Genomic DNA, 17,800 nt, shown 5'->3' with positions numbered 1-17,800 from the left:
TGAAGCTTTCGATCTCACAATATTAAATCGAACTGCTTTAGCATTTTTAATGATGAAATACGATTTCATTATTTTGGGTTGCAATCAGTCAAATCTTTCCCTGTAAAATGTTTCGGCAAAGGTAAAAAAAATGATCACATTTAAAAGTATTTAACGAATCATTAATTACTTAAGAATAAACCTTAGGAGTTTCTAAAACTTTTAAGGTTTATTAAATAATTCTTTTTTGTTTAAAAATAATTACTAGCTTTGCCCTCAAGTTTCTTATACATTTTAGTTAGTTATCAAGAAAGGTGGAGGGAATAGACCCTGTGAAACCTTAGCAACCCTTTATTCATAAAGAAGGTGCTAAATTCTATCCGAAATCAAATTTATGCTTTAGGAATAGATAACTCGATACAATTGCAATTTTGCAATTGTTATTCCTTTCTTTTTAATTTTCTATATCCATACGCTTAAAATTAGTAAGTGTTTGATGTATTTGAATTTTTTTAATCTATTAAAATTTAAATTTAGAAAATTATGAGCACTCAGAAATTTGCTACAGAAGCTTTACACGCAGGTCACGATGTAACTATTAATGGAGGAACAAGAGCTGTTCCTATTTATCAAACCACTTCTTATGTTTTTGATGATGCAAATCATGCTGCTAATCTTTTTAATTTGTCAGAACCAGGATTTATCTATACTCGATTAAATAATCCAACAAATGATATTTTAGAAAAACGATTAGCCGCTCTTGAAGGTGGGATTGCATCGGTTGTTACTGCTTCTGGGACAGCAGCAATTAGTACTACTTTATTAACACTCTTAAAAGCTGGAGATCATATTGTAGCATCAAGTAGTTTGTATGGAGGTACGTTTAACCTTTTGAATGTTACACTTCCCAGACTTGGGATTACAACCACCTTTGTTGACCCGTCAAATATCGAAAATTTCAAAAACGCAGTCAAACAAAATACAAGAGCAGTTTTTGTTGAATCTTTGGGAAATCCAAAGTTAGACGTTCTGGATTTAAAGGCAATTGCTGATGAAGCTAAAGCCTATAATGTACCATTGATTGTTGATAATACCGTTGCAACACCGGCATTATTGAACCCTATTGAATATGGAGCCAATATTGTAATACATTCACTTACAAAATACATTAGCGGAAATGGGACCTCGTTAGGAGGAGTTATCATTGATGCAGGAACATTTGATTGGTCCAGCGGTAAATTTCCTGAATTTACTGAACCTTCTCCTGGTTATCATGGATTAGTATATCACGAAGCAATTGGAGCAGCTGCATTTATTGCCAAAGTAAGAATAGAAGGGCTACGAGATTATGGAGCTGCATTGAGTCCTTTTAATGCGTTTCAGATTCTACAAGGATTAGAAACATTAGAAATAAGGATTAAAAAACATAGTGAGAATGCATTAACTCTGGCTGAGTGGTTAGAGGTTCAAGAAGAAGTCACTTGGGTAAAATATCCTGGATTGAAAAAAGACCCTTATAATGATCTTGCAAAAAAATACTTGCCAAAAGGACAAAGTGGAATTATAACTTTTGGAGTACAAGGAGGCTTTGAATCAGCTAAAAAAGTAGCGGATAAAACAAAGATATTTTCTTTACTAGCCAATATAGGAGATTCTAAATCTTTAATTATTCACCCGGCAAGTACTACTCATCAGCAATTAACTCAAGAACAACAAGAATCTACAGGAGTAACAAGTGATTTGATAAGGCTTTCTGTAGGACTTGAAGACATAGAAGATTTGAAAGCAGATTTAAAAGAGGTTTTTGCAAAGCTAAAAGTAGAAGTATAGTAATCATTTTATAAAGAAAAGCTCAAATTTTTCTAAACCTGATTAACAATATAAAAGAGAAATCGATTAAAATATGCTCCAAGAAATTTATATAGCTGAGTATACAACGTTAAAAGGAGAACTCCTCCATTCAATTCCGTTGACCTATGAGGTTTTTGGAAAACCACTATCAAGTGCGCCAATAGTATTGGTGAATCATGCACTAACTGGTAATTCGACAGTCTGCGGAGAAAATGGATGGTGGAATGGCCTTATTGGAGAAGGTAAATGTATTGATACTAATAAGTATACTATACTATCTTTTAATATTCCAGGAAACGGATATGATGGTGTTGAGAAGCACTTAATTTCTGATCACAAAGCTTTTAATGCAAGAGATATTGCGGCAATTTTTGCAAAGGGATTAGAACAATTACAGATTAGACAGTTATATGCTGTTATAGGAGGTTCTGTGGGAGGAGGAATCGCTTGGGAACTTGCAGTATTGCAACCAAAGCTTATTAAACATCTTATCCCTGTAGCAACAGATTGGAAATCTTCGGATTGGTTAAAAGCTAACTGTTTGGTTCAAGAACAGATCTTATTAAATTCTAGTAATCCCGTTCACGATGCAAGGTTACATGCGATGCTGATTTATAGATCTCCAGAATCATTTAAACAGAAATTTGATAGAAGTATAAATGAAGAAAAAGGAATTTATAATGTTGAGAGTTGGTTGCTTCATCACGGAAAAAAACTAAAAGAGAGGTTTACTCTTTCGGCATATAAACAGCTGAATCACATTCTTGCCAATATTGATATTACAACCAATAGAGGAAGTTTTGAAGAGGTAGCTGGATCTATTGAATCAGATATTCATATTGTAAGTGTCGATTCTGATATTTTCTTTACAGCAGAAGAGGATAAAGAGACATTTAGTGCGTTGAAAAAGGTGAAAAGTAATATAACTCATGGAATTATAAATTCTGTTCATGGACATGATGCTTTTCTTATAGAATATGAACAATTAAACAAGTTGCTAAAAAATATATTTTAACATACTTAAACCCTTTCTGGGTTTAATAATTGAATAATAAAATGAAAGTTTTAAAATTTGGAGGAAAATCACTGGCTAACGGTAAAGGTATTCATACAGTTGTGGATATTATTAAAAATAAGGTGGAAAGAGGTGAGAGAATAACGGTAGTACTTTCTGCACGTGGTAATTCTACAGATGAACTCGAAGCTATTTTAGAGAAAGCTGCTAAGAATGAAAGTTACCAGCAGCAATTACAAGCTTTTAAGGAATATCAACTTGCAGATTTTTCTAATGTTGATGTAGAAGAAGAGTTCAAAACGTTAGAAAAACTTTTTGAAGGAGTTTCGTTATTAGGAGATTATAGTAAAAGAATAAAGGATCAGGTTTTGTCTCAAGGAGAGGTGATTTCGGCTAAGTTAGTGACGCAATTACTTAAAGAAGAGAATGTCAATGCTCATTTTACGGATAGTAGAGAGTTGATCATTACAGATGGGCAATTTGGAGATGCACAACCATTAGATAAGTTGTCCAAGGAAAATGTGACCGATCATTTCAAAAAATACAATGGATCTACAGTAAATGTAGTAACAGGTTTTATTGCATCCAATGCCAAGAATGAAACAACTACTTTGGGTAGAAATGGTAGTAATTATACAGCTTCCTTATTGGCTAATTATCTGGATGCCGAAGAATTACAAAATTTTACTCACGTAAATGGGATTTATACTGCAAACCCGGATTTAGTTCCTGATGCCAAGAAAATTGAAAAACTTTCATTTACTGAAGCAAATGAATTAGCATATTTTGGAGCTAATATTTTACATGCAAAGACAATTATACCTTTGATAGAAAAGAATATCCCGTTAAGGATATTAAATACCTTTGATCAAAATAGTGAAGGAACATTAATCACATCAGAATCTAGTAAGAAAGGAATCAAGTCACTTTCAGTTTTAGAAAATGTTTCCTTAATCAATTTAGAAGGAAGAGGGCTTTTAGGAAAAGTGGGAGTTGATGCTAGAATTTTTAAAGCACTTGCTTATAAGAATATAAGTGTGAGTATTATTTCTCAAGGATCATCAGAAAGGGGAATAGGTCTAGTTGTTGAAGCTGAACAGGCGTCGCTTGCAAAAACGATATTAGAACAAGAATTTGAAGCAGATTTTGATAAAAAAGATGTGAGCCATATTACTGTAGAAAAGAATGTATCTGTAATCTCAATAATAGGTCAGGATCTAAGTACATTTCATAAACCATATAATGCATTGATTAAAAATCAGATCACTCCAATTCTTTTTAACAATACCGTTACCGGAAAAAATGTAAGTCTGGTGGTTAGAAAAGATCAATTACATAAAGCATTAAATGTAATACACGGAGGGATTTTTGGGATTGCCAAAAAAATCAATTTAGCGATTTTTGGACATGGATTGGTAGGAGGTACATTAATCGATCAGATCTTAAAATCAGCAAAGGGTATTGAGAAAAGAAAAAAAATTGATTTGAATATTTTTGCAGTAGCTAATTCTAAAAAAGTATTACTAAACAAAGATGGTGTTGATAATGAGTGGCAATCAACTTTAGAAAAAGAAGGTGTTTCTTATGCAATCGAAGATGTGATTCGATATGCAGATGAGAATCATTTAGAAAACCTAATAGCAATTGATAATACTGCTAGCGCAGTTTTTACAGAAAACTATATTAATTTGGTCGCACACGGGTTTGATTTAGTATCCTCTAATAAAGTGGCAAATACGTTGAGTTTTGATTTTTATAAAGAACTCAGAGCAACTTTAGAAGAAAATCAGAAACAATACCTTTATGAAACTAATGTGGGAGCAGGGTTGCCATTAATTGATACTATTAAACTCTTACATTTATCGGGAGAAAACATTACTAGAATTAAAGGTGTGTTTTCGGGTTCATTAAGTTATTTATTTAATACCTTTTCTGCAGAAGAAAGACCGTTTAGTGAAGTATTGCAAGAAGCAATTGATAAAGGATATACAGAACCAGATCCCAGAGAAGATTTGTGTGGTAATGATGTAGGAAGAAAGCTATTGATTTTAGCAAGAGAATTGGATCTGAGTAATGAGTTTACCGATGTTAATATCGATAATTTGATTCCTGAAAACTTACGTGAAGGAGATGCAGACGAATTTTTGAAAAAATTAGAAGAATTAAACTCGGTTTACAATAAAGTTAAATCAGATCAGAAGCCAGATCATGTATTAAGATATATCGGTGATCTTCATGGAGATCTTTCACAAGAGAAAGGTATATTAGATGTAAAATTGGTTTCTGTTCCTTCTGGTAGTGCGTTAGGACAAGTTAAAGGTTCCGACTCTATATTCGAGATTTATACAGAATCATATGGAGATCAGCCTATAGTGATTCAGGGAGCAGGAGCAGGAGCAGCAGTTACTGCAAGAGGAGTGTTTGGAGATGTGTTGAGATTAGCAGAAAAGGGATAAGAATTCCAATTTTGTTGTAGAAACAAAATAATAATAAGTTAAAAGATATAATAAGCATCATGAAAGTACAACTTAAAAGAATAGATAACGATTATCATTTCGAACTTAAGAACGAAAGAGGACATGTAACACATATTGATAATAAAACTGAGAATGGGGGGCACGATTTGGCACCTAGTCCAATGGAATATGTGTTAATGGGAGTAGCAGGTTGCAGTGCGATTGATGTCATTTCTATATTAAAAAAACAACGACAAGAAATAACTTCATACCGAGCAGAAGTAGATGGAAGTCGCCAAAAGATTGATGGAGCAACTCCGTTTAAAGAAATTGATGTTGTTGTATACCTTGAAGGAGATATTGATCCTTCAAAAGCAAATAGAGCTGCACAATTATCTTTTGAGAAATATTGCTCTGTATCCAAAACTCTGGAGCCTACGGCCAGCATAAATTATAAGGTAGTGCTTAATAATAAAGAAATATGAGCCAAAATAAAAAGCATTTCGAAACACAAGCAGTAAGGACACAAGTAGAAAAAACGCAGTTTTTAGAACACTCTACACCAATGTATCTAACTTCTGGATTTGTCTTTGAGGATTCTGAAGAGATGAGAGCAGCTTTTGCTGAAGAAAAAGAACGAAACCTTTATAGCCGTTTTAGTAATCCTAATACTACAGAGTTTGTAGATAAGATATGTAAAATGGAAGGAGCAGAAGAAGGCTTTGCATTTGCTACAGGTATGGCAGCTGTGTTTTCGACTTTTGCTGCATTATTAGATTCAGGAGATCATATTGTTTCAGCTAGATCGGTTTTCGGTTCTACGCATACCTTATTTACAAAGTACTTTCCGAAATGGAATATTGAGACAAGTTATTTTCCTGTTAATGAAGTTGAAAAGGTTGAAAGTTTAATTCAGCCAAACACTAAAATTATTTATGCCGAATCACCAACCAATCCTGGGGTTGATGTATTAGATTTAGAAGTGTTAGGAACAATAGCAAAAAAACATAATTTACTTTTAATTATTGACAATTGTTTTGCAACTCCTTACTTACAAAATCCGATTAAATTTGGTGCTGATTTGGTAATACATTCAGCAACAAAACTCATTGATGGGCAAGGAAGAGTATTAGGAGGTGTTACTGTAGGTAAAGCAGAATTGATAAGAGAGATTTATTTATTTTCTAGAAACACAGGACCAGCTTTATCTCCTTTTAATGCCTGGGTATTGTCCAAAAGCTTAGAAACTCTTGCTGTGCGAGTAGAAAAACATTGTGAGAATGCTCATAAATTAGCAGAGTTCTTAGAATCACATGATAAAGTAAATTGGGTGAAATATCCTTTTTTAAAATCTCATCCTAAGTATGAAGTGGCAAAAAAACAAATGAAATTAGGAGGTAATATTGTGGCTTTCGAAGTTAAAGGAGGTGTAGAGGGAGGCCGTACTTTTTTTGATAATATCAAAATGTGTTCTCTTTCTGCTAACCTTGGAGATACCAGAACTATTGTAACACATCCAGCTTCTACTACCCATAGTAAATTAGCAGTTGATGATAAATTAGCGGTTGGTATTACCGATGGAGCAGTGAGATGCTCGGTAGGATTAGAACATATAGAGGATGTTATCGAGGATATAAACCAAGCCTTGGAAAAAATATAGAACAAAAAAGGTCGGGATTTACCCGACCTTTTTTAATATTAAATTAAAAAATAAATTTAGTTTTTGGTAAGCGTGAAAATTTGACTACCAGTAGCTTCAAAAGTAAAACCTTGTTGTTCAACCGTTTCATCAATTGTAGCTTTTAAGCTCATAGTTTGAGCACTTAGTGCGATTATTTCAAAAGATTGTTCCTGTCCCTGAGCAGAAGTAGTTAAAGTATTTCCTTCAACACTCCATTCTCCATTACCTATAAAATCCGGAATCGCTTCTTCATAATCAATAGATTGAGTTGGGATACTTACAGTGGCAACAAGAGTAAACCCACCAGAACTTGTAAAAGTATTAGGATCGGTGCCTGATACTTCGGTAAAAGTCACTTGGGCCGTATAATCTTTTCCCGTTAGATCATAACTACCACTAACTGGTACACCCTGAATAGTAGTAGTAACCCTTCCATCTTCAGATCTGATCTCGGTTAAGCTCCATTCTCCAGGAATTAAAGATTCATCAATAACGATTGTATCATCATCATCATTACTACATGAAATAAATAATGATGAAGCAGATAAAAACAATAGTATGGCAAATTTTTTCATTTCAATTTAGATTTAGGTTGATATTAATTAATTAACGAGAATCGTATCCTCATATTGTTTTGTATATAATATGAAGAGATCCATTAATCATTTGATTAAATGTATAGGTAAAAATATGAGAATCTTCGGATTAATAGTTTTTTGAAGCGTTATTTTGAAATATTGAACCCAAAATTGAGGAAAATTTATGAACATATATTCAATGGTTTTAAAGATGTTTTAATAATCTACTAAGTTGCTAGGGTTTTTATTAAATATATCATAATTATGAGGGTTTTGGTGAAAATTTTAAATTTTAAAATCAATTAAACAATTTTTTATATATACATTTGTTTAATAATCTACTAATCCGATAGGGTAATAGAATTTAAAAATGATTATAGATCAAATGATATTAGATAAAGTAGCTACGGAGAAAACAACGTATGAGTCTGACAAAACATCAGAAAAACCGATACGTAGTATTGCCAAAGCAGTAAGTTGGAGAGTTATAGGTACATTAGATACATTAGTAGTGTCTTATCTTCTTACTAGTGAGATAGTACTTGCTACATCAATTGCATCTGTTGATTTTGTAACTAAAATGATTCTGTATTTCTTTCACGAAAGAATTTGGAATCGAATTAAATGGGGGAAATAATTGCTATTAGTCCTTTGAAAAAGATTTAAGTAGGAGAAAAACCTACGTTGAATGAAAATTAGAAAAATGAGTTTCACAGAAAAAGAAATAGAGAATTTAAATAAAGAGCTTAGAAATAAGACTCCGTTAGAAATTACAAAATGGGCGGTTTTGAATGCGACAAAACCTGTTGTAACTACTAATTTCAGACCTTATGAAGCTGCTATTCTTAATGTGTGTGCAAAAACATTACAAGATATTCCTGTGATATGGTGTGATTCAGGTTATAATACACCTAATACATACAAACATGCTGAAGAGGTTATTAGTTTATTATCATTAAACGTTAAGCTATATGTTCCAAAACAAACCTCAGCTCATAGAGATGTTGTAATGGGAATCCCAGGTGTTGATGATCCAAAACACGTAGAGTTTACGAAGCAAGTAAAATTAGAACCGTTTAAAAGAGCAATGGCTGATTTTACTCCTGATGTTTGGTTCACAAATCTTAGAAAAGGACAGACAGCATTGAGAGATTCATTGGATATTTTAAGTTTAGGTAGTGATGGAGTGCTTAAAGTAAGTCCGTTTTATTATTATTCTGATTCAGAGTTGGATATATATTTAGAAGAAAACAAGTTGCCAAACGAGTTTAAATATTTTGACCCTACCAAGGTGCTGGAGAACAGAGAGTGTGGGTTACATACAAGTTAATTTGATATAAAATTATAATTATTAGGGATATCTTTTATTCCTTATATTTAAAAAGAAATAAATGGAAGTGATTGAAAATATAAAAGAACAAATTTTGGATAAGAAAATTTTAAATGTTAATCCATTAGAAAGTGAAGCAATTTATATTTTTCGTGAAGTTGTAGCTCAGTTTGAGAAACCAGTATTGCTTTTTTCGGGAGGAAAAGATTCTATTACATTAGTAAGACTAGCTCAGAAAGCATTTTATCCGGGTAAAATACCTTTCCCATTATTACATATTGACACAGGTCATAATTTCCCTGAAACTATAGAATTTAGAGATCGTCTGGTAGAAGAATTAGGAGTAGAATTGATTGTTCGCAATGTACAAGATTCTATTGATCAAGGAAAAGTGATCGAAGAAAAAGGAAAATATGCAAGTCGTAATAGTTTACAAACAACTACACTTCTTGATGCTTTAGAAGAATTTAAGTTTGATGCTGCTATTGGTGGAGCACGTAGGGATGAAGAAAAAGCAAGAGCTAAAGAAAGAATTTTTTCGGTTAGAGATGATTTTGGACAGTGGGATGAAAAAAACCAAAGACCAGAATTGTTTGATCACCTTAACGGAAAAATTGATTTAGGGCAGAATGTGCGTGTATTTCCAATTAGTAATTGGACAGAGCTGGATGTGTGGAGTTATATTCAAAAAGAAGGAATCGAAATACCTTCTATATATTTTGCTCATAAGCGAAAAACATTTGTTAGAGATGGTATGATATGGTCCGCAGAAGATGGAGTGGTTTTCAGAGAAGAAGATGAATTGGTAGAAGAGAGAATGGTTCGTTTTCGTACAGTAGGAGATATGTCTTGTACAGCAGCAGTACTTTCTGATGCAATTACGATAGATAAGGTGGTATCAGAGATCAGAGAATCTACTATTTCAGAGAGAGGAGCTCGAATAGATGATAAAAGATCAGAAGCTGCAATGGAGAAACGTAAGCAACAAGGATACTTTTAATTTTTGAGATATTCTGACAAATTTGATTATTAAATAAAAATAAAATACCTCCTTATAAAGGGATAAAAATAGAGGTAAATGGACGTATTAAAAATAGCAACAGCAGGAAGTGTAGATGATGGTAAAAGTACCTTAATCGGTCGTATCCTTTATGATACAAAATCATTAACTACAGATAAATTAGAAGCTATTGAGGCTAGAAGTAAGGCTAATGGATTTGATTATCTTGATTTCTCACTAGCAACAGATGGACTGGTTGCAGAACGTGAGCAAGGAATTACCATTGATGTAGCACATATTTATTTTTCAACAAAAAGAAAAAGTTATATCATAGCAGACACTCCAGGACATATAGAGTATACCAGAAACATGGTTACCGGAGCTTCAACTTCACAGGCTTCTATTATTTTGGTAGATGCCCGCAAAGGAGTAATAGAGCAAACATATAGACACTTTTTTATCAATAATTTATTAAGAGTTAAAGATGTTATAGTTGCTGTTAATAAAATGGATTTAGTAGATTTTTCTCAAGAAAAATATGAAGCTATCAAAGCAGATTTTGAGAAATTAATCGAAAAAAGTGATTACAAAGAGCAAAACATAACATTTATTCCGGTAAGTGCTCTTCAAGGAGATAACGTGGTAGATTCTTCAGGAAATACACCTTGGTATAACGGTCAAACATTATTAGAACACTTAGAAGAATTAGATGCTCAAGATGTATATGAAAAAGCTCAAGTTCGCTTTCCAATACAAACAGTAATAAGACCTAAAAAAGATGAGTTTCATGACTTTAGAGGATATGCAGGTAAGTTATATGGAGGGGAGCTTTCTGTTGGAGATGAGGTTACTGTCTTACCATCATTAACGACATCAAAAATAAAAGAGATATACTTTTTTGATCAAAAATTTGATTCTGCCGGAAGAGGAAGTTCTTGCACAATTACTTTAGAAGATGATGTGAATGTGAGTAGAGGTGATATGATAGTTAAATCTACAGAACAACCTAGAGTAGAAAAACAATTGATAGCTACCGTTTGTTGGATGGATAGTAAAAATCTTAATCCAGGAACCAATTACCTTTTACAAAGTGGAAGCAGTCGTATTTTGGCAAAAGTAAAAGCTGTAACAGGAACGATAGCAACTGATTTCTCAGGAGAAGATACATCAAAAAATGTATTAAGTCTAAATGAGATAGGTAAAGTTCAAATACAATTAAGTAAACCTTTGGCAATAGATTCTTATAGTAAGAACAAAGCTTCAGGGTCATTTATATTAATAGATTCGCAAACCAATAATACTTCTGGAGTAGGTTTTATAGAATAAAAAATCAAGAGCTAATTCTTCAAAAAAGAGGAATACAAATCAGGAATTTTTAAATAAAAAAACATCACACAAAAGTCATAACTATGCCCTTTTTTAAGGGATGAAATACGAAAAGAGATGCAAAGTTTTAGAACAGAAATAGAAAACCCAATTGTCGAAAAAGACATTATAGAACTGGCTAATAAAATAGAACAGTTTCATAAGGGTAAGATTGATGAAGAGAAGTTTCGTAGCCTTCGTTTAGCGCGAGGAGTATATGGACAGCGTCAGGAAGGAGTACAGATGATTCGTATTAAACTACCTTATGGTAAAGTATTAAGTAATCAGTTAAGACGTATATGTGATGTGTCAGATGAATATTCAAGAGGAAGGTTGCATATCACAACACGTCAAGATATCCAAATCCATTATGTAGACCTTAATAGAACTCCAGAGCTTTGGGCAGAACTAGAGAGAGATGATGTAACACTTAGAGAAGCTTGTGGTAATACTGTTCGTAATGTGACTGCGTCAGAAACTGCTGGGATTGACCCAAAAGAACCTTTTGACGTATCACCATATGCAGATGCTCTATTTCGTTTCTTTTTAAGAAACCCTATTTGTCAGGAAATGGGGCGTAAGTTTAAAGTGTCTTTTTCAGGAACTGATGAAGATACTGGATTATCCTATATGCATGATCTTGGTTTTATTGCCAAAATAGAAAATGGAGTTCGAGGGTTCAAAGTGATGTTAGGAGGTGGTTTAGGTTCTCAACCTCGCCATGCAGATGAGTTATATGCCTTTTTACCATCAGATAAGATTATTCCTTTAATGGAAGGAGTTTTACGAATTTTTGACCGTCACGGTGAGAGAAAAAGTAGAGCAAAAGCCAGAATGAAGTTTTTAATCAAGGATATAGGACTTGAAGCATTTAAAGAATTGGTAGAGGCTGAGCAAGCGGCGATTCTGAATAAAACCGTAGCTATAGATGCAGAAGCTTATCAAGTATCAGTACCTGTTTCTATTGATGCTCCACAAGTGACAATTAAAGATCAGAAAGCCTTTGATTTATGGAAATCAACTAATGTAATTCCTCAAAAACAAGAAGGATATGTTGCCATAGGAATTAAAGTATTATTAGGAGATTTTTATACAGATAAAGCTAGATTATTAGCTGATTTGGTGGAAAAATATGGAGCAGGAGAAATACGTTTATCGCTTCGTCAAAACATTTTAATTCCGTTTGTAAAAGAAGATTTGATACCATTTTTCTATCAGGAATTAGAAAAATTAGGCTTTGTAGCATCTGGATATAATAAAGCTATTGATATTACTGCTTGTCCGGGAACAGATACGTGTAATCTGGGGATAGCAAGTAGTACGGGTATTGCAGAAGAATTAGAAAGAGTAATTAAAACAGAATACCCTCAATATTTAAAGAAAGAAGATCTGGTAATCAAGATCAGTGGATGTATGAATGCTTGTGGACAGCATAATATGGCCAATATTGGTTTTCAGGGAATGTCTGTTCGAACAAAAGATAAATTGGTTGCTCCGGCATTACAAGTATTGCTGGGAGGAGGAAATTTAGGAAACGGAAAAGGTCGTTTTGCAGATAAAGTAGTAAAAATACCTAGTAGAAGAGGACCTGAAGCCTTAAGAAGAATCTTAAATGATTTCGAAGCCAATGCCAATGAAAGAGTTTTTGTAGAGTATTATGCAGAACAAGGAGAGAAATATTTCTATGATTTATTAACTGATTTGTCAAATGTAGATAACCTTACCCAAGAAGATTTTATCGATTGGGGAACCGAAGAAGAGTACGTAAAAGCTATAGGTATTGGTGAATGTGCAGGCGTAGTTATTGATTTAATAGCAACCCTTTTCTTAGAGAGCGAAGAAAAAATAGAGAATGCCAAAAAATCTTTTGAAAACGAAATATATTCTGATGCCATTTACCATGCGTATAGTTCTATTATAAACTCAGCAAAAGCATTATTATTAGCAGAAAATAAAAAAACAAATACGCACGCTAATATTGTTAATCAATTTGATGAGCTTTTTGTAGAAAGTAAAAGAATAAACTTAGAAGGTACCTTTTCAGATTTAGTATATCAGATTAATAAAAATGCACCAACTAAAGATTTTGCAGTAGATTATATTAAAAATGCAAAAGGGTTTTTACAAAAAGTACAATCTTATAGAACCGCTGAGGTAGAAAATGCATAATACGATACATTAATTGTGTTGATCTTAAGCTTTAAAGACAGAATATAGAATTAAAATGAGTAATAAAACACCAAAATTAACGGTAGTAGGTGCAGGTCCAGGAGATCCGGATTTGATAACTCTTAAGGCAATAAAAGCCTTAAAGTCGGCAGATGTGGTGTTATACGATGCACTCATTAATGAATCTTTGCTGGAATATGCTCCTGATGCAGAAAAAATATATGTAGGTAAAAGAAAAGGATGTTATGCATATCAACAAGAACAGATCAATGAATTAATTATAAGTAGAGCAAAAAGCCATGGACATGTTGTAAGACTAAAAGGAGGAGATCCTTTTATTTTTGGACGAGGAGCAGAAGAAATTGATTATGTGCAACGGTTTGGAATCGAAACAAACATGGTTCCTGGAATATCATCATCGCTGGCAGTTCCGGCTTATCAGGGAATTCCTTTAACCAAAAGAGGATCATCAGAAAGTTTTTGGGTAATTACAGGAACAACAAAGGCGCATAAGTTATCACAAGATGTTTATCTGGCAGCTAAATCTAATGCAACTGTGGTAATTTTGATGGGAATGAGTAAATTAAACGAAATTGTTAGCATCTTTGCAAAAGAAAATAAGCAAGATGTTCCAGTAGCGATTATTCAGAATGGAACAACGAAGCATGAAAAATTTGGTTTTGGTTCTATTAAGACAATTGAACAAGTAGTCTTAGATAAAGAACTATCTTCTCCGGCTATTATTGTTATAGGAGAAGTTGTAAATCAACGAGTAAAATTAACGTCGGTTTATGAACAAGTTCAGGAGGAAATTGTATTTTGATCATTTCAGGATACTATAATAATGAAAGAAAGAAATAATTTATATCCGATTTTTTTGAAGGCTAAAAACCTTGAATTCCTAATTGTTGGAGGAGGAAATGTAGCCGAAGAAAAACTTACGTTCTTACTAAAATCTAGTCCAGACGCTAAAGTAACAATGGTGTCACCAATGTATCGAGAAGGTACAATAACTTTAGCCAAAAATTATGGAGTAGAAATGATAAAAAAAAAATATCACAAACGTTTTTTAAAAGGAAAACATATTGTGATAGCTACCACTGATACTCCCAAGGTTAATATGCAAGTGTATAAAGACTGTAGAAAAAAGAGTAAACTAGTTAATGTAGCAGACAATCCTCCATATTGTGATTTTTATATGGGAAGTATTGTTAATAAAGGTAGTGTAAAAGTGGCTATTTCTACAAATGGAAAATCGCCAACTACTGCCAAACGATTGCGTCAATTTTTTGAAGAAGTAATTCCCGAAAATATTGATGATTTGGTTAAAAATTTAAATGAATATAGGAAAACCATAAAAGGAGATTTTGAAGAAAAAGTGGAAACACTTAATGAATTTACAAAAGGATTAATAGGAAAAAAAGAAGTTGAAAATGATAAAGACTGATATTTTAATTATTGGAGCAGGACCAACAGGTTTGTTTACAGTGTTTGAAGCAGGATTGCTAAAATTAAAAACACATTTAATAGATGCCTTACCACAACCAGGAGGGCAATGTTCAGAGATATATCCTAAAAAACCCATTTATGATATCCCAGGATTCCCTGAGATTCTTGCGGGAGAATTAGTAGATAATCTGATGGAACAAATTAAGCCTTTCAAACCTGGATTTACATTAGGAGAAAGAGCAGAAACTATTGAGAAGTTAGAAGATGAAACATTTTTGGTCACTACCAATAAAGGAACTCAGCATAATGCACCAGTTGTAGCTATTGCAGGAGGATTAGGTTCTTTTGAACCTCGTAAACCACCGATTCCTAATATTACAGATTTTGAAGATAATGGTGTAGCTTACATCATTCGTGATCCAGAAGTATATAGAGATAAACGTGTAGTAATAGCTGGAGGAGGTGACTCAGCATTGGATTGGACAATTTTCTTGGCTGATGTAGCAAGCGAAGTAACCTTGGTACATAGAAGAAATGAATTTCGTGGAGCATTAGATTCTGTAGAAAGAGTAGGTGAATTAACCAAACTAGGAAAAGTAAACCTTATTACAGAAGCAGAAGTAAAAGAATTAAAAGGAGATAAAACTCTTGAAGCTGTAGGAATTAAACATAAAACCGAAGGAGACATTCATCTGGATACAGATTATTTTATCCCATTATTTGGATTGTCACCAAAACTAGGTCCAATAGGAGACTGGGGATTAGAGATAGAAAAGAATGCAATAAAAGTTGATAACTCGTATGATTATCAAACAAATATCCCTGGTATTTACGCTATCGGAGATGTAAATACATATAAAGGAAAATTAAAATTGATTCTTTCAGGTTTTCACGAAGCTGCAATTATGTGTCAAAGTGCTTATCAGCGAATTTTCCCAGATAAGAAATATGTGATGAAATATACAACAGTTGGAGGTGTAGAAGGATTTGACGGAACAAAGAAAGAAGCCAAAAAAGAAGTTGTAAAAGCAATAGTATAAAAAAACTAGATAATAGATCCCTCGCATATATACTGAATCATTTAGGTATATTTGCGAGGATTTTTATACCATTAAGATAAGATTATGTCAGACGTTACAATTAAAATAAAAGATCGAGAAGGTGAGGTTCATGAAATTCAGGCACCCACCGATATGGCAATGAATCTCATGGAAGTTTGTAAGGCTTATGAACTACCTGTTGAAGGAACCTGTGGAGGAATGGCCATGTGCGCCTCCTGTCAATGCTACATTTTATCAGATCATCAATTACCAGAAATGGGCCAGGATGAAGATTTAATGCTTGCAGAAGCCTTTTATGTAGAAGATAATAGTCGATTAGGGTGTCAGATTCCAATTACTCCAGAATTAGATGGATTAGAAATTGAGTTGGCTCCAGAATCATAATTTTTGATTATTTATTTCATTAAAACCTTATTTTAAGTATTCAATTGTAGCTTGATAAGTTTTACCTCTGAATCTTAAATAATTAAAGATGTTAAGTAATAAGTATAATATTGATAGATTTTCTCTTATTTTCAAATTTAATTTGCATAAGAACAAGCTATATCATTACTTTGCACACTAGTTCATAAATTTACTTAATTGTTATCAAGAAAGGTGGAGGGAATAGACCCTGTGAAACCTTAGCAACCCTTTATCTGTTAAAGAAGGTGCTACATTCTATCTCGAGAATTCGAGAATAGATAACCAATACCCCATAGCTAAGCTATACCCCATTTATTTTCTTGATACAATTTTCTTTATTTTGATAAAGATTTAACGATATTTTTTCATTTCGGTGAACTACTCTATCATGACTTTTATTTTGATAGAAACCGAAATCTATAGTAATACAGATTAAATAAATGAAAGACATAAAAAAAATATTAGATCAAAGAATTCTTGTGCTTGATGGAGCAATGGGAACCATGTTGCAAAGGCATAAGTTTACTGAAGAAGATTTCAGAGGAGAGAGGTTTAAAGATTGGTCAGTTCCTGTTCAAGGAAATAATGATTTATTAAGCATTACGCAACCCGAAGCAATAAAAGAGGTACATAGATTGTATTTTGAAGCCGGAGCAGATATTGTAGAGACTAATACTTTTTCTGGAACCACAATTGCTATGGCTGATTATGAGATGGAAGAATTGGTTTACGAATTGAACTATCAATCGGCAAAAATTGCCAAAGAAGTTGCAGATGAATTTACCGCTAATGAGCCAGACAAACCTCGTTTTGTTGCGGGTTCTATAGGACCTACTAACAGAACGGCTAGTATGTCTCCCGATGTCAATGATCCAGGATTTAGAGCTGTAACCTTTAATGAGTTAAGAGTAGCATACAAACAACAGGTAGAAGCTTTGTTGGATGGAGGAGCAGATATTCTATTAGTAGAAACTGTTTTTGACACACTTAATGCAAAAGCAGCGCTTTTTGCAATAGAAGAAGTAAAAGATCAAAGAAATATTGATGTACCGATTATGGTAAGTGGTACCATTACTGATGCCAGTGGTCGTACATTATCTGGGCAAACTGCAGAAGCTTTTTTAGTATCTGTCTCTCATATTCCAATGCTTTCTGTTGGGTTTAATTGTGCTTTAGGAGCTAATCAGTTAACTCCTCATTTAGAAGTTTTATCGCAAAAAACAGATTTTGGAGTATCTGCTCATCCCAATGCAGGGTTACCTAATGCTTTTGGAGAATATGATGAAACTCCTGAGCAAATGGCAGAACAGATTAAAGAATATGTAGATAAAGGTTTAGTAAATATTGTAGGAGGTTGTTGCGGTACTACACCAGAACATATTAAAGCAATAGCAGAATTAGTAAAAGAGTATAAACCAAGAAGAAGACCAGCGGCTTTAGTTAATTAAGACAAAATCTGTG

Annotated in this window: 16 protein-coding genes and 2 riboswitches; of the genes, 15 read left to right on the top strand and 1 reads right to left on the bottom strand. The window is 33.2% G+C overall.

Going from position 1 to position 17,800, the window contains the following annotated elements; translation table 11 throughout:
- Nucleotides 1-278: 278 nt before the first annotated feature.
- A riboswitch (SAM riboswitch) is annotated at nt 279-395 on the top strand.
- Nucleotides 396-522: 127 nt separating this feature from the next.
- From U0D62_RS13000 to U0D62_RS12980, 5 genes are all read left to right on the top strand, one after another.
- The gene (locus tag U0D62_RS13000; protein WP_322287734.1) at nt 523-1,809 is read left to right on the top strand and encodes an O-acetylhomoserine aminocarboxypropyltransferase/cysteine synthase family protein; all 1,287 of its coding nucleotides are present in this window, start codon (nt 523-525) and stop codon (nt 1,807-1,809) included.
- Between the two features lie 73 nt (nt 1,810-1,882).
- Complete coding sequence (locus U0D62_RS12995; RefSeq protein WP_322287733.1) at nt 1,883-2,845, top strand: alpha/beta fold hydrolase; 963 nt, start codon at nt 1,883-1,885, stop codon at nt 2,843-2,845.
- A 41-nt stretch (nt 2,846-2,886) separates the two neighbouring features.
- Nucleotides 2,887-5,301, top strand: coding sequence for a bifunctional aspartate kinase/homoserine dehydrogenase I (gene thrA, locus U0D62_RS12990; RefSeq protein ID WP_322287732.1), 2,415 nt, complete (start codon nt 2,887-2,889; stop codon nt 5,299-5,301).
- Nucleotides 5,302-5,360: 59 nt separating this feature from the next.
- Nucleotides 5,361-5,786 (top strand): OsmC family protein, encoded by a 426-nt coding sequence (locus U0D62_RS12985; RefSeq protein WP_322287731.1) that lies wholly within the window; start codon nt 5,361-5,363, stop codon nt 5,784-5,786.
- Nucleotides 5,783-6,961, top strand: coding sequence for a trans-sulfuration enzyme family protein (locus tag U0D62_RS12980; protein ID WP_322287730.1), 1,179 nt, complete (start codon nt 5,783-5,785; stop codon nt 6,959-6,961). The genes U0D62_RS12985 and U0D62_RS12980 overlap by 4 nt, the downstream gene beginning before the upstream one ends.
- Nucleotides 6,962-7,017: 56 nt before the next feature.
- On the opposite strand, the gene U0D62_RS12975 is transcribed toward U0D62_RS12980, so the two are convergent.
- Nucleotides 7,018-7,557, bottom strand: coding sequence for a lipocalin family protein (locus U0D62_RS12975; RefSeq protein WP_322287729.1), 540 nt, complete (start codon nt 7,555-7,557; stop codon nt 7,018-7,020).
- Nucleotides 7,558-7,945: 388 nt separating this feature from the next.
- On the opposite strand from U0D62_RS12975, the gene U0D62_RS12970 reads away from it, so the two are divergent.
- From U0D62_RS12970 to U0D62_RS12925, 10 genes are all read left to right on the top strand, one after another.
- A complete protein-coding gene (locus tag U0D62_RS12970; RefSeq protein WP_322287728.1) occupies nt 7,946-8,197 on the top strand; it encodes a DUF2061 domain-containing protein in 252 nt (83 codons plus the stop codon).
- A gap of 66 nt (nt 8,198-8,263) precedes the next feature.
- On the top strand, nt 8,264-8,890 hold the full coding sequence (locus U0D62_RS12965; protein WP_322288402.1) for a phosphoadenosine phosphosulfate reductase domain-containing protein: 627 nt from the start codon (nt 8,264-8,266) through the stop codon (nt 8,888-8,890).
- A gap of 61 nt (nt 8,891-8,951) precedes the next feature.
- Nucleotides 8,952-9,890 (top strand): sulfate adenylyltransferase subunit CysD, encoded by a 939-nt coding sequence (gene cysD, locus U0D62_RS12960; RefSeq protein ID WP_322287727.1) that lies wholly within the window; start codon nt 8,952-8,954, stop codon nt 9,888-9,890.
- A 78-nt stretch (nt 9,891-9,968) separates the two neighbouring features.
- Nucleotides 9,969-11,216 carry a sulfate adenylyltransferase subunit 1 gene (locus tag U0D62_RS12955; RefSeq protein ID WP_322287726.1) on the top strand — a complete coding sequence of 416 codons (1,248 nt, stop codon included), beginning with the start codon at nt 9,969-9,971 and terminating at the stop codon, nt 11,214-11,216.
- A 117-nt stretch (nt 11,217-11,333) separates the two neighbouring features.
- Entirely contained in the window at nt 11,334-13,424 is a 2,091-nt protein-coding gene (locus tag U0D62_RS12950) for a HEPN domain-containing protein (RefSeq protein ID WP_322287725.1), read from the top strand.
- 55 nt (nt 13,425-13,479) lie between these two features.
- On the top strand, nt 13,480-14,247 hold the full coding sequence (gene cobA, locus U0D62_RS12945) for a uroporphyrinogen-III C-methyltransferase (RefSeq protein ID WP_322287724.1): 768 nt from the start codon (nt 13,480-13,482) through the stop codon (nt 14,245-14,247).
- Between the two features lie 21 nt (nt 14,248-14,268).
- On the top strand, nt 14,269-14,871 hold the full coding sequence (locus tag U0D62_RS12940) for a precorrin-2 dehydrogenase/sirohydrochlorin ferrochelatase family protein (protein WP_322287723.1): 603 nt from the start codon (nt 14,269-14,271) through the stop codon (nt 14,869-14,871).
- On the top strand, nt 14,858-15,913 hold the full coding sequence (locus tag U0D62_RS12935) for an NAD(P)/FAD-dependent oxidoreductase (RefSeq protein ID WP_322287722.1): 1,056 nt from the start codon (nt 14,858-14,860) through the stop codon (nt 15,911-15,913). The genes U0D62_RS12940 and U0D62_RS12935 overlap by 14 nt, the downstream gene beginning before the upstream one ends.
- Before the next feature lie 84 nt (nt 15,914-15,997).
- On the top strand, nt 15,998-16,318 hold the full coding sequence (locus U0D62_RS12930) for a 2Fe-2S iron-sulfur cluster-binding protein (RefSeq protein ID WP_322287721.1): 321 nt from the start codon (nt 15,998-16,000) through the stop codon (nt 16,316-16,318).
- 198 nt (nt 16,319-16,516) lie between these two features.
- A riboswitch (SAM riboswitch) is annotated at nt 16,517-16,624 on the top strand.
- Nucleotides 16,625-16,779: 155 nt separating this feature from the next.
- The gene (locus tag U0D62_RS12925; RefSeq protein ID WP_322287720.1) at nt 16,780-17,787 is read left to right on the top strand and encodes a homocysteine S-methyltransferase family protein; all 1,008 of its coding nucleotides are present in this window, start codon (nt 16,780-16,782) and stop codon (nt 17,785-17,787) included.
- Nucleotides 17,788-17,800 lie beyond the last annotated feature (13 nt).

The sequence above is a fragment of the Aquimarina callyspongiae genome (genome assembly GCF_034322225.1).
Lineage (GTDB): Bacteria > Bacteroidota > Bacteroidia > Flavobacteriales > Flavobacteriaceae > Aquimarina.
This window is presented reverse-complemented; position numbering and strand designations above follow the sequence as displayed.